This window comes from Mycobacterium sp. SMC-17, assembly GCF_045310915.1.
GTDB lineage: Bacteria > Actinomycetota > Actinomycetes > Mycobacteriales > Mycobacteriaceae > Mycobacterium.
The window spans coordinates 1-14509 of sequence record NZ_JBJIAK010000011.1; the positions used below are offsets into that span (position 1 = coordinate 1).

Below are 14509 nucleotides of genomic sequence, written 5' to 3' on the forward strand. Positions count from 1 at the left end.
CGAAATCGTCGACGAGCGTGACAGTCACTTTCTTTGCCATCGGCCCACACTAACCCTTCTGCCTCGGAAAAATGCAGAATCGACTCTGCCAGAACAATGCTGGCATAGGAGTTCAATTCCTTCAACAAGTCTCAGGGTCAGCTCAGTTTTCAGTCGCCCTGGCGGCGCACAATCGGGAACAAAACCGTGTCCCTAATCGTCAACCCCGTCAACGCCATCAGCAGGCGGTCGAGTCCCATTCCTGTTCCGGTCGTCGGCGGCATCGCATACTCCAATGCGATAAGGAAATCCTCATCAAGTCGCATTGCCTCGTCGTCACCGGCAGCGGCGGCACGAGCCTGTGCCTCGAAACGCTCGCGTTGAATCACCGGATCGATCAACTCCGAATATCCGGTGGCGAGCTCGAACTTCCGGACATACAGATCCCATTTTTCTGTAACGCCCGGAATACTGCGGTGGGCCCGAGTGAGCGGCGTGGTCTCCACCGGGAAATCCCGGACGAAGGTCGGCGCCCAAAGGTGATCACCGACGGTGTGCTCCCACAGTTCCTCGATCAATTTCCCGTGGCCGTATCCGCGGTCCCGGGGAATCTCGGCGCCGAGCCGTTCGGCCACCTTCCACAGGTACTCGACGGAAGTCTCGGGAGTGATCTCCTCACCCAGCGCTTCCGACAACGACGGATACATTTCGATGGTCGCCCATTCACCGTCGAGGTCGTAGGTGGAACCGTCGGGCAGTGGGACCATTCGGGTACCAATGGCCTCGTCGGCAACCTCCTGAATAAGCTCACGCGTCACAATCGCGGAATCGTCATATGTGCCGTAGGCCTGATAAGTCTCCAGCATCGCGAATTCCGGTGAATGGGTGGAATCCGCGCCCTCGTTGCGAAAGTTCCGATTAAGCTCAAAAACCTTCTCGAAGCCACCGACCAGGCAGCGCTTCAGGAACAACTCGGGCGCGATGCGCAGGTACAGATCTGCATCGAGCGCGTTGGAGTGCGTGATGAATGGGCGCGCGGCGGCACCACCGGGCAGTGTCTGCAGCATCGGGGTCTCGACTTCGAGAAAACCGCGACGCTCCAATGCCGAACGCAATGCCCGCACCACCGCAATACGCTGCCGGGCGACATTGCGGGCCTCGGGCCGCACGATCAGGTCGACGTACCGCTGCCGGGCCCGGGTCTCTTCATTCAATTCCTTGTGCGCGACGGGAAGCGGTCGCAGGGCCTTCGACACAATTTGCCAGTTCTGGGCAAGCACAGATAATTCGCCGCGCCGGGAGCTGATGACCTCGCCCTCGATGAAGACGATGTCGCCCAGGTCGACGTCGGACTTCCAGGCATCGAGCGACTCCTGGCCCACCTTGTCCAGGCTCAGCATGGCCTGCAGCTGTGTGCCGTCGCCCTCCTGCAGCGTCGCGAAGCACAGTTTTCCGGAGTTCCGGGCGAACACCACACGCCCTGCGACGCCGACGATGTCACCGGTCGCAGTGTCCGCGGCGAGCTCCGGATAGGCCGCCCGCAGCTCGGCCAGGGTGTGGGTACGCGGCACCTCGACCGGATACGGGTCGCGCCCCTCGGCCAGCAGCCGCTCACGCTTGGCCTGGCGGATGCGGAACTGCTCGGGAATGTCGGGGCTGTCGGCTTCGCTCACGAAATGCCAGCTTAAATGAAGCCCATGGCCACCAGTTTCGAGCAGTCCGCCGTAGACGCGCTGGACCACGAGCCGATCGACTGGAAATTCAAGGGACTGCCGGCCTCGTGGTGGGGCCAGACACCTGCTCAGGTGTGCCGTCGACGCCCCAGTCTGTTCGCCGACGGCGCGGTGTCGCCGGTGTGCACACTGCGTACCCAGCCGCTGGTGCACAACATGGTCACCATGGCGCGCTGGTGCCGGCGCCGGGGCGTACAGCTCGCGCCGCACGGCAAGACCCACATGTCACCGCAGCTTCTCGCCCGTCAGCTCGGCGCGGGAGCAGTGGCTGTCACGGCCGCCACCATCAGCCAGGTCCGGGTGTTTCGGGCGTTCGGGGTGCGCCGGATCATCCTGGCCAACGAGCTCGTCGACGTCACCGGGCTGCGCTGGCTGGCCGCCGAGCTGGACGCCAATCCCGACTTCGAGCTGACCTGTTGGGTGGACTCGGTGCGTGGCGTGCAGTTGATGACGTCCGCGCTGACCGGCCGGCGCCGCCAGGTGGACGTCTGCGTCGAGATCGGCCAGCCGGGCGGCCGCACCGGCTGCCGCGACGCCGAGACCGTCGACGCCGTGGCGCGCGCGGCGGTGGACTCGGACCGGCTGCGGCTCGTCGGCGTCGCCGGATACGAGGCGGCCACCGGCCATGAGGTCGGTGACGCCGCGGTGGCTGCCGTCTCGGCGTACCTGCAGACCATGCGCGACACCGTCATCCGGTTGCACCCGCTGTTCGAGACCGACGAGATCCTGGCGACGGCCGGCGGCAGCACGTACTTCGACCTGGTCGCCGACATCCTGACCGGTTGGCCCGACGGCATGACGGTGCAGACCGTCCTGCGCAGCGGCTGCTACCTGACGCACGACGACGGTCTCTACGCCCGCACGACGCCGCTCGGCCGCACCGACAGCGCCCACCTGGAGCCCGCGCTCAGCGTGTGGGCGCAGGTGCTGTCCCGGCCCGAGCCCGACCTCGCCATCGTGGGCATGGGCCGCCGCGACGTCTCGTTCGACCAGGACCTGCCCGTGCCGTACGGGCGGCCCGACAGCCGCGTCGAGAAGCTCAACGACCAGCACGCCTACCTGCGGCTGGCACCGGCCGACCAGGACCTGGCCGTCGGTGACTGGCTGGAATTCGGCATCTCACACCCATGCACGGTGTTCGACAAGTGGCAGCTGATCCCGGTGCTCGACGCCGACCACCGGGTGGTCGAGTTGGTCCGGACGTTCTTCTAGGCCCGGCGGGCGTTGCGCTGGTTGCGCTCGAAGACCAGGCGGAGGCCGTCGAGCGTGAGGTTCTTCTCGTAGTGCTGCACGGTCCGTAGATCGGGCAGCACCAGCTGCGCGGTGTGACCGGTGGCCACCACGGTGACGTGGTTTCCGTCGAAGCCGTCGACATCGTCACGCACGCGGTTCACCAGGCCGTCCACCAGGGCCGCGAAACCGAACACCGCACCGGCCTGCATGCACTCGACGGTGTTCTTGCCGATCACCGATCGCGGCCGGGTCAGCTCGACGCGGCGCAGCGCCGCCGACCGCGCGGCGGCCGCGTCAGAGGACACCTGGACACCGGGCGCGATGGCACCGCCGAGGAACTCACCCTTGGCCGAGACGACGTCGACGCAGATCGACGACCCGAAATCGACGACGATCGCCGCGGTGCCGTACTTGTGGTACGCCGCAAGGCAGTTGACGATGCGGTCGGCCCCGACCTCTTTGGGGTTGTCGACCAGCAGCGGGATGCCGGTGCGCACACCCGGCTCGATCAGCACGTGCGGCACCTTCGGCCAGTACTGGTCCAACATCACCCGGATTTCGTGCAGCACCGACGGCACCGTCGACAAACCCGTTGCGCCGAGTAGGTTTTCGGCGTCGTCACCGATCAGGCCGTCGATGGTCAGCGCGAGCTCGTCGGCCGTCACCTCCGACTCGGTCCGAATCCGCCAGTTCTGCACCACTTTTGCGTGATCTCCGGAGCCGGAGATCAACCCGACGATGGTGTGGGTGTTGCGGACATCGATTGCCAGCAGCACCGGCGTTACCGCGGCGACAGCAGGCCGTCGACGCCGTCCGGGACGTGCGCGGCGTCGTGCGAGAAGTCGATCTGCCGGTTCTGCGCGTCGACGAAGATGACGTTCGGCTGGTACGTCCGGGCCTCGGCATCGTCCATGGTGGCGTAGGCGATGAGGATCACCAGGTCACCCGGATGGATCAGATGCGCTGCGGCACCGTTGATCCCGATGATGCCGGTGCCGCGCTCACCGGTGATGGCGTAGGTGACCAGCCGGTTGCCGTTGTCGATGTCGACGATGGTGACCTGCTCACCCTCGAGGATGTCGGCGGCGTCCATCAGGTCGGCGTCGATGGTCACCGAACCCACGTAGTGCAGGTCCGCCTGCGTCACCGTGGCCCGGTGAATCTTGGACTTCAGCATGGTGCGAAACATCAATTCCTCCAAGGTAATTCGTGGTTTCCGTCCTGGGCCCCGTCATTGCCGAAGGCAGACCCCACATTGGGGTGACCGTCGATCCCTGCGGATGCACCGATATCGATGGCGATGTTGTCCAACAATCTGGTCGTGCCGAGCCGGCCCACCACCAGCATCCGGGCCGGGCCCGACGCCGGTGCCGGACCCAGCCAGGGGTCCCGGACCTCCAGATAGTCGACGTCGATGGCGGGTACCTCGTCGAGGACCGCCCGGGCCGCATCGAGTGCGGCGGCCGCGCCATGCGACGCGGAGTACTTACCGGCGAGCAGCGCCGCGGACAGCGCCCCGGCCTGCTCGCGCTGTTCAGCATCGAGATAGCGGTTGCGCGACGACATGGCCAGTCCGTCGGACTCGCGCACGATCGGCACCGCCTGGATGCGCACGTCGAGGTCGAGGTCGTCGACCATCTGGCGCACCAGAACCAGCTGCTGGTAATCCTTTTCGCCGAAGAACGCGCGGTCGGGCCGCACGATGTTCAGCAGCTTGAGCACCACGGTCAGCATCCCGGCGAAGTGTGTCGGGCGGGAGCCGCCCTCCAGCTCGGCGCCCAGCGGGCCCGGCACGACCGTGGTGCGCCGGCCGTTGGGGTACATCGCGGCGGCGCTGGGCGCGAACACGATGTCGACGTCCTCGCCCCGCAGCAGCTCGACGTCGGAGTCCAGCGTCCGCGGGTAGGCATCCAGGTCCTCCCCCGCGCCGAACTGCAAGGGGTTGACGAAAATCGACACCACCACGACGGCGCCGGGCACCTTCTTGGCGGAGCGCACCAGCTCCAGGTGCCCCTCGTGCAGCGCGCCCATGGTCGGCACGAGCATCACGCGACGCCCCGTCGCGCGCAGCACCCGCGACACATCCGACACGTCGGTCGGATTGGTGTAGAGGTTCAGCTCGCCGGCGGTGAACTTCGGCGGCCTGCGATCGGTCACTGCGCTCTCCCTGAGTCGTTCAACACGGCGAAAACCTCTTCGGGTGCGTGGGCACGTTGTGCGGTGCGCAGCGACATGGCCCGATATGCCTGCGCCAGTTCGGGATTCACTTCTGCCATGGCGCGCAGGTGGGCCGCGACAGCGGCGCCGTCACCGCGAGCCACCGGGCCCGTCAGCGCACTCTGCCCGCGCTGCAGCGCGTTCTCCAGGGAGGCCCGCGCCAGCGGCGCGAGGATGCGCTCGGCGATGCCGGCGGGGTCCCCCGTGACCAGTTCCTGTCCCAGCAGTTCCTGCCCGGCCAACGCCTCGCGCAGGGCTTCGACGGCGTCGAGGACGACGGTGATGACGTGATTGCCGGCGTGCGCCAGGGCCGCGTGATAGAGCGTGCGGGCGTCTTCGCGAACCCGGAACGGTTCGCCGCCGATCTCGAGAACCAGGGACTGGGCGATGGCGTAGCCGATGTCGTCGGCCGCGGTGATGCCGAAACACGTCTCCGACAGCCGGGTGATGTCTTCGTCCGAGCCGGTGAACGTCATGGCCGGGTGGATGGCCAGCGGGATACAGCCCTGCTCGGTCAGCGGGGCCAGCACGGCGATGCCGTTGGCGCCCGAGGTGTGCACGACGATGGTGCCGGGACGGACCGATCCGGTGGCCGCCAGGCCGGCGACGACGGACGTCAGCTCGGCGTCCGGCACGGCCAGCAGCAGGAGTTCGGCCTTGGCGGCGACGTCGTGTGCGGGCAGCACCTGGGTGTCGGGCAGCCGGCGCTCGGCACGGCCGCGCGACGCATGGGAGATCGCGCTACACGCGACGACGACGTGGTCGGCGCGCTCCAGCGCAACACCCAGCGCACTGCCGACCCGCCCTGCGGAAATGATTCCGACAGTGAGCCGGGCCGGACGCAGTCCGTCGAGCTGCTTCATTGCAGCGACCTCACAATTGGTGGTTTCTCCTCGTTCCAGTCCTGCTCGGCAGGTACCGGACGGTCACCGCAGAGCGTAGCTCAGTCCTCGCGGCGACGTCGACGGCCGCCGCCGCTGGGATTGGCCTGCAGCCGCGCCAGCAATTCGGCCGCCGGCTGCCCGCCAACGTGCTGACCTGCGGGTTCATCGTCCGGCTCGGCTCGGCGCCGACGTCCGGATGTGACAGGGGTCTCGGTCGCGGGCGGCGCAGTGGCCGGTTCCGTGGGGGCCCCGTGGCGGCCCCGGCGCGGCGGTTCCGGAGCCGGCTCGGGAGCGGGTGGGACGACCGGCAGGGTCATGGTCGGTTCGGGCCCGCGGTCCTGGACCGGCGGCGGGGGCGGCGCCGGTTCCGGCGTCGCGGCAGCCCAGTTGCTGCCGGGCTGACCGGCCGGAATCCACTGGCCTTCGGCCGGCGTCGGCTGCCAGTCGGACGGGCCCGGCTCCGGCGGACGACGGTGCGCGCCACCGAACGGCGGCTGCGGCGGCGGGGGTGGTGGCGCCCAGGGGTCCGGCGGCACATGCGGCTCGGCCGCCACGTCGATGATGGGGCTCTCTTCGGTGTTCGGCTCAGACATCAGGTCGGGCCGGTCCTCGGTGTCGATCCGGCTGGCGACGACGCGGCCGACCGGCGCGGTCTGCCCGGTGCGGTCGGTCTCGAGCGCCGGCCGGTGCGCCAGATCGGTGTCGAAGTAGAACTCCAGGTTGGCGCGCAGCGCGGCCAGCTCCGCACGCAGCGCCGCGACCTCGTCGGCCGACTGGGCGCGCAGTTCGGAGGCCAGCTCACGGCGCAGATGCGATTCCAGCGACAGTTCGTATTCGCGCCGCGCCGCGATCTCGCGGTCGAGCTGCAGGTCGTAGACGAGCTTGAGGTCGCGGGCCCGGGCCTGGTCCAGATCAGCCTGGCGCCGGTAGATGAACGAGGCGAACGCCGCCGCCACTGCGGCCCACAGGGCAATGACAACAGCGAGTTTCAGCAACTCGACCTGATCGGTGAACACCAGTGCGGAACTGGCGATGATCGCGAGCACCAGCAACGCCGTCAGCAGCAACCAACCCGGCCTGCGGTTCGCACGCCTGCCGCGCGCAGCCCGGGTCGGATCGATCATGGGCTGACTGTACCGTTTTGCCTTCCCATCGCAGGTCGACCGACACCCCGTCCGGACGGATCGTTACCTATTCGGTTGCGCCGTCGGACTTCTCCGGCGGGTCCAGCGGCGCGCGGCAGCAATGCTGCAACCACAGACCCGCCACCACCAGGGCCAGCGCACTCACCGCGGCGACCGTCACACCCGGGAAATCGGCCGCCGCGACGCGCAGGACGCCGCGCCGCGGGAGCACGTAACCGAGGACGCCGAGCCACCAGCCGAGGGCCAGCGCCCCGACCCAGGCCGACGCCTTGGCCACCACGACCGACCGCGCGACCGCCAGCGGATGGATCCGGCCGGACCCCACACCGATGTCACCGCCCGAGATCTTGGCGCGCAGGAAGAATGCCCAGCCCGCCTCCGCGGCGGCAAAAACCAACAGCGACAACCCCGTCCACACCGTGATCGGCGGGAACCAGCGGTACACCAGGATCACCAGCAGGTACGCGACGACCGTGGCCAGCACCGTGCCGATGGCCAGGTCCCGCTTCCGGGTCGGTCCCATCAGGGCACCAGAGCCAGGTCGGTACGGCGCACGCCGTCGCGTTCGACGGCGTCGATGGCGGCCAGCAGTTCGGCGACCGGAACACCTCGCAGTTGGGCGGCCGGGTCGACGGCCAGCCACGGCACCAGCACGAAGGCGCGTTGATGCGCCAGCGGGTGCGGCAGCGTCAGGACCGGATCGTCGGAGCGCACTTCGACGTCGCCGTCGTGGCAGCTGACGATATCGACATCGAGAGTGCGTGGCCCCCAACGCTGTTCGCGCACGCGGTCCGCCGCGTTCTCGAACTCATGGGCCCGCCGCAGCCACCCCGGGCCCTCGAGGCCGGGATCGTCGGCCAGCAGCACGGCATTCAGGAACGGCCCCTGCTCGACACCGCCCCAGGCCGCCGTCTCGTAAACCGGTGAGACCGCGCGGACCGCACCGCGCAGCCCCGAGACCACCGACTGCAGGTGAGCGAGCCGGTCACCCAGGTTGGAGCCGATGGACAGGACCACGGTCGTCACCCTCGGCCGCCCCGCCTCGACCGGCGCGCCACCACCGCAACGTCCTTGAACGTCAACGGGATCGGCGCGCTGGGCTTGTGCAGCACCACCTCGACGGCGTGGACACGCTGGTCGGTCATCACCGAGTCGGCGATCTCGGCCGACACCGTCTCGATCAGATTCCGCGGCGGCCCGGCGATGATGTCGGCGGCCTGCTGCGCCAGCTTGCCGTAGTCCAGGGTGTCCGACAGCTCGTCGCTCAGCGCGGCGGCGGCCAGGTCGATCCACACCGTGATGTCGACGACGAAGTCCTGGCCGTCCTCGCGTTCATGGTCGAAGACGCCGTGATTCCCGCGAACGGTCAAGCCGCGCAATTCGATTCGATCAGCCATGCCAGGCCTGCACCACCTTCACCGCATCCACCGACGCCTGCACATCATGCACCCGCACTCCCCACGCGCCCTGCTGCGCCGCCAGCGCCGAGATCACCGCGGTGGCCGTCTCCCGGCCGTCGGGCTCGCGCGGCGTGCCGTCGGCATCCGCCAGCAGGGTGCCGAGGAACCGCTTGCGCGACGCCCCGACCAGCACCGGGATACCGGTGGCCACGAACTCGGGCAGCGCCCGCAGCAGCGCCCAATTGTGCTGCGCGGACTTGGCGAAGCCCAGGCCCGGATCGATGATCAGGTTGCCCGGCTCCACGCCGGCCGCCACCGCGTCGTCGACCGCGGTGAGCAGTTCGGCCCGGACATCGGCCACGACGTCGGGGTACTCCGGAATCCGGTGCGGCTGCGCGGCGTCGACCTCGCGCCAGTGCATCAGCACCCACGGCACCCGCGCGCCGGCCAGCAGCGGGGCCATGTTCGGGTCGGCCCGGCCCCCTGACACGTCGTTGACGATGTGCACGCCGCATTCCAGCGCGGCCTCGGCCACGTCGGCGTGCATGGTGTCGACGCTGACCGTGATGCCTTGTGCGACAAGCTCTCTGATCACCGGCAGGACGCGGCCGCGTTCGACCTCGGGATCCAGCCGGGCCGCGCCGGGCCGGGTGGATTCCCCACCGACGTCGATGATCTGAGCGCCCTGCGCCGCCAGCTCCAGACCGTGCTCGATGGCGCGGTCGTGGTCGAGGAAGCGGCCGCCGTCGGAGAACGAGTCGGCGGTGACGTTGACCACGCCCATCACGCGCGTGCGGACGGGGTTCACTTCCGCAGGATCAGATCCAGCGCCTCGGCTCGCGACGACGCGCAGGTCTTGAACTGGCCGCGCACCGCCGAGGTGGTGGTCACCGCGCCGGGCTTACGGACGCCGCGCATCGCCATGCACAGGTGCTCGGCCTCGACCACCACGATGGCGCCCTGCGGGTTCAGCTTGCGCATCAGCGCGTCGGCGATCTGGCCGGTCAGCCGTTCCTGCACCTGGGGCCGCTTGGCGTACAGGTCGACCAGGCGGGCGATCTTCGACAGTCCCGTCACCCGGCCGTCCTCACCCGGGATGTAGCCGACATGCGCGACGCCGTGGAACGACACCAGGTGGTGCTCGCAGGTCGAATACATCGGGATGTCCTTGACCAGCACCAGCTCGTCGTGCCCCTCGTCGAACGTGGTGTCGAGCACCGAGTCGGGGTCGGTGTACAGCCCGCCGAAAATCTCCTCGAAGGCGCGCGCGACGCGGCCGGGAGTGTCCCGGAGCCCGTCCCGGTCCGGGTCCTCGCCCACGGCGAGCAGCAGCTCACGCACTGCTGCCTCGGCTCGATCGTGATCGAACTTCGGCGGGGTGAGCCTGGCCGAATGGATCTGCGACCGCGTCATCTATGCGCCTACTCGTCGTTGGGCTTGGCAGGCGGCGGCGCCGGCTGCTGCGGGTACGGCTGGTAGCCCTGCGACGGACCGGGTTGTCCCCAGCCCGGCTGCGGGTACCACTGGCCCGGCTGGGCGTGGTGGCCGTGGCCGTGCTGCGGCGGTCCCTGGGGCGGCCAGCCCGGGGCCTGCCAGCCCGCGGGTGCGCCGTAGTTCGGCTGGGTCTGTCCGTGCTGGGGCTGACCGTTCGGCGCGGCGTGCGCGCCGTTGGTGCCGTTCACGCCGGATCCGGCGGCGGCCTGGCTGGCCGCGGCGATGGCCGCCTTGAAGGCCGGCTCCTTGACGGGCGGGGGCCACGGCTCGCCGCGCTCGATGGCCAGCTCGCCCGGCGTCTTGATGGGCGGCTTCTCCGACGGAATCCGGCCACCGAAGTCGTCGAACAGCGTCAGGCGGGGCCGCTTCTCGACGTCGGCCAGGATGCGCTCCAGGTCGGGGCGGTGCAGCGTCTCCTTCTCGAGCAGCTCGCCGGCCAGGGCGTCCAGCTGGTCGCGGTACTGCGTCAGCACGTCCCACGCCTCGGTGTGCGCGGCCTCGATGAGCTTGCGCACCTCGTCGTCGATGTCGCGGGCGACCTCGTGGCCGAAGTCGGCCTGGGTGCCCATGGTGCGGCCCAGGAAGGGATCACCGTGCTCGGTGCCGTACCGGACGGCGCCCAGCTTGGCGCTCATGCCGAACTCGGTGACCATGGCGCGGGCGATCTTGGTGGCGTTCTCGATGTCGGAGACCGCGCCGGTCGTGGGCTCGCGGAAGATCAGCTCTTCGGCGGCACGGCCGCCGATCGCCATGACCAGGCGCGCGATCAACTCGGAGCGGGTCTGCATGCCCTTGTCGTCCTCGGGGACGGCGACGGCGTGCCCACCGGTGCGGCCGCGGGCCAGGATCGTCACCTTGTACACCGGGTCCAGGTGCGGCATGGCCCAGCCGGCCAGCGTGTGCCCGGCCTCGTGGTACGCGGTGATCTTCTTTTCCAGCTCGCTGATGATGCGGCCCTTGCGGCGCGGACCACCGACGACACGGTCGACGGCTTCCTCCAGCGCCGGGCCGGTGATCACGGTGGCGTTCTCGCGGGCGGTCAGCAGCGCGGCCTCGTTGATGACGTTGGCCAGGTCGGCGCCGGACATGCCGACGGTGCGCTTGGCCAGGCCGTCGAGGTCGGCGTCGGGGGCGATGGGCTTGCCGGCCGAGTGCACCCGCAGCACGGCCTTGCGGCCGGCCAGGTCGGGTGCCGAGACCGGAATCTGCCGGTCGAAGCGGCCGGGGCGCAGCAGGGCCGGGTCGAGGATGTCGGGCCGGTTGGTGGCGGCGATCAGGATGACGCCCTGGCGGTCGCCGAAGCCGTCCATCTCGACCAGCAGCTGGTTCAGCGTCTGCTCGCGCTCGTCGTGGCCACCGCCCAGGCCGGCGCCGCGCTGGCGGCCGACGGCGTCGATCTCGTCGACGAAGATGATGCACGGGCTGTTCTGCTTGGCCTGCTCGAACAGGTCACGCACGCGGGAGGCGCCCACACCGACGAACATCTCGACGAAGTCCGAACCAGAAATCGTGAAGAACGGAACCCCGGCCTCACCGGCGACCGCGCGGGCCAGCAGCGTCTTACCCGTTCCCGGCGGGCCGTACAGCAGCACGCCCTTGGGGATCTTGGCGCCGAGGGCCTGGTAGCGGCTCGGGTTCTGCAGGAAGTCCTTGATCTCGTAGAGCTCTTCGACGGCCTCGTCGACACCCGCGACGTCGGCGAACGTCGTCTTCGGCATGTCCTTTCCGAGCATCTTGGCGCGCGACTTGCCGAAGCCGAAGCCCATGCGGCCGCCGCCCTGCATGCGGGAGAACATGAAGAACAGGCCGACGAGCAGCAGCAGCGGCAGCAGGTAGATCAGCAGCGAGCTGAGGATGCTGCCCTGGTTCACGACGGTCTTGGTCTTGACGTTCTTCGCGTTGAGCGCATCGAACAGCGGCACCGCGTAGCCCGTCGGGAACGATGTGATGATCTTGTTGCTGTTGTCGGTGTCGGCGCTGACGCTCTTCAGGTCCAGCCGGACCTGCTGTTCGCGATCGTCGATCTGGGCGCCGGTGACGTTCCCGGCGTTGATCTGGGCGACCGCGACAGACGTGTCGACCTGGTGATAACCGCGCGTGTCATCACTGAAATAGAAGAAAGACCAACCCAGCAGAAACACGACCGCGACGACGGTCAGGGTGCGGATGACGTTTTTTCGCTTCATCGACATATTTCGGCCGGCGAATACTCGTCGGCCAGGTCCTTCCGATACACAGATGCGGGATAGTTCACAGGTTACCGCTATGCAAACGATCGGCAGTTCCCGGAGGGAAACCTGTGCTTTGGTGAAACGGTGATGACGTCCACCAAACGGTTAGTCGAGACCAATGGCGTGCAGCTGCAGGTCACCGAAGCCGGCGACCGCGGCGCACCAGTCGTGGTGCTGGCGCACGGCTTCCCCGAGCTCGCGCACTCCTGGCGGCACCAGATCCCGGCGCTCGCCGCGGCCGGCTACCACGTACTGGCCCCCGACCAACGCGGCTACGGCTGTTCGTCGCGCCCGGCAGCCATCGAGGACTACGACATCATCCACCTCACCGGGGACCTGGCCGGACTGCTCGACGACGTCGGCGCCGAGCGCGCGGTGGTCGTCGGGCACGACTGGGGCTCGCCCGTGGTGTGCAACTTCGCACTGCTGCACCCCGACCGGGTGCGGGCGGTCGCCGCGCTGAGTGTGCCGCCGGTGCCGCGGGCATCGGCGCCGCCGACGGAAATCTGGCGCCGGCGGGTCGGCGACAACTACTTCTACATCCTGTACTTCCAGGAGCCGGGAGTGGCCGACGCGGCGTTGGGCCGCGATCCGCGCAGCACGATGCGCCGGATGGTCGCGGAGGAAGGCTTCGCCGCGCCGCCGGACTCGCTGGCGGACACCCCGCTGCCGCCGCTGCCGGACTGGTTCCCCGAAGACGAATTCGAGACATACGTCAGGGCTTTCACCGAGAGCGGTTTCACCGGTCCGCTGAACTGGTACCGCAACTTCGACCGGAACTGGAAGCTGACGGAGACCACCCCCGCCGCGACCATCACGGTGCCGACGCTGTTCGTGGGCGGCACTGCCGACCCGGTCCTGAGCTTCACGCCGCGCGACCGGGTGCGAGACGTCGTCACCGGCGACTACCGCGAGGTCATGATCGACGGCGCCGGGCACTGGCTGCAGCAGGAACGGCCCGACGAGGTCAACGCCACCCTCATCGACTTCATCGGAGGAGTGAAATGACGGGTCGCCCACTGGATTTCGGGGCTTTCATCACGCCGTTCCACCCGGTCGGCCAATCTCCCACCACCGCACTGGAATACGACCTGGAACGCACGGTCCGGCTGGACCGGCTGGGCTACGACGAGGTCTGGTACGGCGAACACCATTCCGGTGGTTACGAATTGATCGCCTGCCCCGAGGTTTTCATCGCCACGGCGGCCGAACGCACCAAGAACATCCGGTTCGGCACCGGCGTGGTGTCGCTGCCGTACCACCATCCGCTGATGGTCGCCGACCGCTGGGTGCTGCTCGACCATCTGACCCGCGGCCGGGTGATGTTCGGGACCGGTCCGGGGGCGCTGCCGTCGGACGCCTACATGATGGGTATCGACCCCGTCGATCAGCGCCGCATGCAGCAGGAATCGCTGGAGGCCATCCTGGCCCTGTTCCGGGCCGCACCCGACGAGCGCATCTCCCGGGAGACCGACTGGTTCACGCTGCGCGACGCCGCCCTGCACATCCGGCCGTACACCTGGCCCTATCCCGAGATATCCACGGCGGCAATGGTTTCCCCTTCCGGGCCGCGACTGGCCGGGCAGCTGGGCACGTCGCTGCTGTCGCTGTCGATGTCGGTGCCCGGCGGCTACGCCGCGCTCGAGACCACGTGGGACCTGGTGTGCGACCAGGCCGCGAAAGCCGGCCGGCCCGAGCCCGACCGGCGCAGCTGGCGGGTGCTGGGCGTCGTGCACCTGGCCGACACCCGGGAGCAGGCCATCGAGGACTGCACCTACGGTCTGGAGGATTTCTCGAACTACTTCGGCGCGGCCGGCTTCGTCCCGCTGGGCAGCCAGACCGGACCGGCGCCGACGTCCCGGCAGTTCGTCGAAGACTATGCGGCCAAAGGCAATTGCTGTATCGGCACGCCCGCCGACTGCATCGGCTACATCCAGGACATGCTGGACCGGTCCGGCGGCTTCGGCACGTTCCTGATGCTGGGCCACGACTGGGCGCCGCCCGCCGCCACCATGCACTCTTACGAACTGTTCGCCCGCGAGGTGATCCCCCATTTCAAGGGCCAGCTCACCGCGCCACGCGCCTCGCATGAATGGGCAAAAGGCCTGCGCGACCAGCTGTTCGGCCGGGTCGGCGAGGCCGTCGGCAACGCGATCGCCGAGCACAACAAAGACGCGTCGGTACGCTGACAAC

The 14509-nt window shown here is 68.7% G+C and carries 15 protein-coding genes; 3 read left to right on the plus strand and 12 right to left on the minus strand.

Annotated features, from left to right (window positions below; translation table 11 throughout):
- Positions 1-149: 149 nt before the first annotated feature.
- Entirely contained in the window at positions 150-1652 is a 1503-nt protein-coding gene (lysS, locus tag ACJH7A_RS09600) for a lysine--tRNA ligase (protein WP_406801884.1), read from the minus strand.
- 24 nt (positions 1653-1676) lie between these two features.
- On the opposite strand from lysS, the gene ACJH7A_RS09605 reads away from it, so the two are divergent.
- On the plus strand, positions 1677-2924 hold the full coding sequence (locus ACJH7A_RS09605; protein ID WP_167837984.1) for an alanine racemase: 1248 nt from the start codon (positions 1677-1679) through the stop codon (positions 2922-2924).
- Here ACJH7A_RS09605 and ACJH7A_RS09610 read toward each other — a convergent pair.
- From ACJH7A_RS09610 to ftsH, 11 genes are all read right to left on the minus strand, one after another.
- Entirely contained in the window at positions 2921-3721 is an 801-nt protein-coding gene (locus ACJH7A_RS09610; protein ID WP_135356462.1) for a type III pantothenate kinase, read from the minus strand. The two genes, ACJH7A_RS09605 and ACJH7A_RS09610, sit on opposite strands and share 4 nt — an antisense overlap.
- A 5-nt stretch (positions 3722-3726) precedes the next feature.
- Complete coding sequence (gene panD, locus ACJH7A_RS09615; protein WP_020100918.1) at positions 3727-4134, minus strand: aspartate 1-decarboxylase; 408 nt, start codon at positions 4132-4134, stop codon at positions 3727-3729.
- The gene (gene panC, locus ACJH7A_RS09620; RefSeq protein ID WP_406801844.1) at positions 4134-5102 is read right to left on the minus strand and encodes a pantoate--beta-alanine ligase; all 969 of its coding nucleotides are present in this window, start codon (positions 5100-5102) and stop codon (positions 4134-4136) included. Before panC ends, panD begins: the two co-directional genes overlap by 1 nt.
- The gene (locus ACJH7A_RS09625) at positions 5099-6025 is read right to left on the minus strand and encodes a Rossmann-like and DUF2520 domain-containing protein (RefSeq protein ID WP_135356460.1); all 927 of its coding nucleotides are present in this window, start codon (positions 6023-6025) and stop codon (positions 5099-5101) included. The genes panC and ACJH7A_RS09625 overlap by 4 nt, the downstream gene beginning before the upstream one ends.
- A gap of 80 nt (positions 6026-6105) precedes the next feature.
- Positions 6106-7170, minus strand: coding sequence for a DUF6779 domain-containing protein (locus ACJH7A_RS09630; protein ID WP_135356459.1), 1065 nt, complete (start codon positions 7168-7170; stop codon positions 6106-6108).
- 67 nt (positions 7171-7237) lie between these two features.
- Positions 7238-7714 carry a DUF3180 domain-containing protein gene (locus ACJH7A_RS09635; protein WP_135356458.1) on the minus strand — a complete coding sequence of 159 codons (477 nt, stop codon included), beginning with the start codon at positions 7712-7714 and terminating at the stop codon, positions 7238-7240.
- Positions 7714-8217 carry a 2-amino-4-hydroxy-6-hydroxymethyldihydropteridine diphosphokinase gene (gene folK / locus ACJH7A_RS09640; protein ID WP_135356457.1) on the minus strand — a complete coding sequence of 168 codons (504 nt, stop codon included), beginning with the start codon at positions 8215-8217 and terminating at the stop codon, positions 7714-7716. The genes ACJH7A_RS09635 and folK overlap by 1 nt, the downstream gene beginning before the upstream one ends.
- Positions 8214-8588 (minus strand): dihydroneopterin aldolase, encoded by a 375-nt coding sequence (gene folB, locus ACJH7A_RS09645; RefSeq protein ID WP_135356456.1) that lies wholly within the window; start codon positions 8586-8588, stop codon positions 8214-8216. The genes folK and folB overlap by 4 nt, the downstream gene beginning before the upstream one ends.
- On the minus strand, positions 8581-9375 hold the full coding sequence (gene folP, locus ACJH7A_RS09650; protein ID WP_135356526.1) for a dihydropteroate synthase: 795 nt from the start codon (positions 9373-9375) through the stop codon (positions 8581-8583). The genes folB and folP overlap by 8 nt, the downstream gene beginning before the upstream one ends.
- Before the next feature lie 20 nt (positions 9376-9395).
- Positions 9396-10004, minus strand: a complete 609-nt coding sequence (folE, locus tag ACJH7A_RS09655; RefSeq protein WP_135356455.1) for a GTP cyclohydrolase I FolE — start codon at positions 10002-10004, stop codon at positions 9396-9398.
- 8 nt (positions 10005-10012) lie between these two features.
- Entirely contained in the window at positions 10013-12271 is a 2259-nt protein-coding gene (gene ftsH / locus ACJH7A_RS09660) for an ATP-dependent zinc metalloprotease FtsH (protein WP_406801845.1), read from the minus strand.
- Positions 12272-12403: 132 nt separating this feature from the next.
- Here ftsH and ACJH7A_RS09665 point away from each other — a divergent pair, with 132 nt between their 5' ends.
- Together ACJH7A_RS09665 and ACJH7A_RS09670 are read left to right on the plus strand one after the other, a co-directional pair.
- Positions 12404-13324 (plus strand): alpha/beta fold hydrolase, encoded by a 921-nt coding sequence (locus tag ACJH7A_RS09665; RefSeq protein WP_167837983.1) that lies wholly within the window; start codon positions 12404-12406, stop codon positions 13322-13324.
- On the plus strand, positions 13321-14505 hold the full coding sequence (locus tag ACJH7A_RS09670; RefSeq protein WP_135356452.1) for an LLM class flavin-dependent oxidoreductase: 1185 nt from the start codon (positions 13321-13323) through the stop codon (positions 14503-14505). The genes ACJH7A_RS09665 and ACJH7A_RS09670 overlap by 4 nt, the downstream gene beginning before the upstream one ends.
- Positions 14506-14509: the final 4 nt, after the last annotated feature.

What these genes read in the sequence shown, in the direction of transcription:
- ACJH7A_RS09605 (WP_167837984.1), top strand. Translation starts at nt 1,677, where the DNA reads ATGGCCACCAGTTTCGAGCAGTCCGCCGTAGACGCGCTGGACCACGAG.
- ACJH7A_RS09625 (WP_135356460.1), bottom strand. Translation starts at nt 6,025, where the DNA reads ATGAAGCAGCTCGACGGACTGCGTCCGGCCCGGCTCACTGTCGGAATC.
- folE (WP_135356455.1), bottom strand. Translation starts at nt 10,004, where the DNA reads ATGACGCGGTCGCAGATCCATTCGGCCAGGCTCACCCCGCCGAAGTTC.
- ACJH7A_RS09630 (WP_135356459.1), bottom strand. Translation starts at nt 7,170, where the DNA reads ATGATCGATCCGACCCGGGCTGCGCGCGGCAGGCGTGCGAACCGCAGG.
- panD (WP_020100918.1), bottom strand. Translation starts at nt 4,134, where the DNA reads ATGTTTCGCACCATGCTGAAGTCCAAGATTCACCGGGCCACGGTGACG.
- ACJH7A_RS09670 (WP_135356452.1), top strand. Translation starts at nt 13,321, where the DNA reads ATGACGGGTCGCCCACTGGATTTCGGGGCTTTCATCACGCCGTTCCAC.
- folB (WP_135356456.1), bottom strand. Translation starts at nt 8,588, where the DNA reads ATGGCTGATCGAATCGAATTGCGCGGCTTGACCGTTCGCGGGAATCAC.
- ftsH (WP_406801845.1), bottom strand. Translation starts at nt 12,271, where the DNA reads ATGAAGCGAAAAAACGTCATCCGCACCCTGACCGTCGTCGCGGTCGTG.
- folP (WP_135356526.1), bottom strand. Translation starts at nt 9,375, where the DNA reads ATGGGCGTGGTCAACGTCACCGCCGACTCGTTCTCCGACGGCGGCCGC.
- ACJH7A_RS09665 (WP_167837983.1), top strand. Translation starts at nt 12,404, where the DNA reads ATGACGTCCACCAAACGGTTAGTCGAGACCAATGGCGTGCAGCTGCAG.
- ACJH7A_RS09635 (WP_135356458.1), bottom strand. Translation starts at nt 7,714, where the DNA reads ATGGGACCGACCCGGAAGCGGGACCTGGCCATCGGCACGGTGCTGGCC.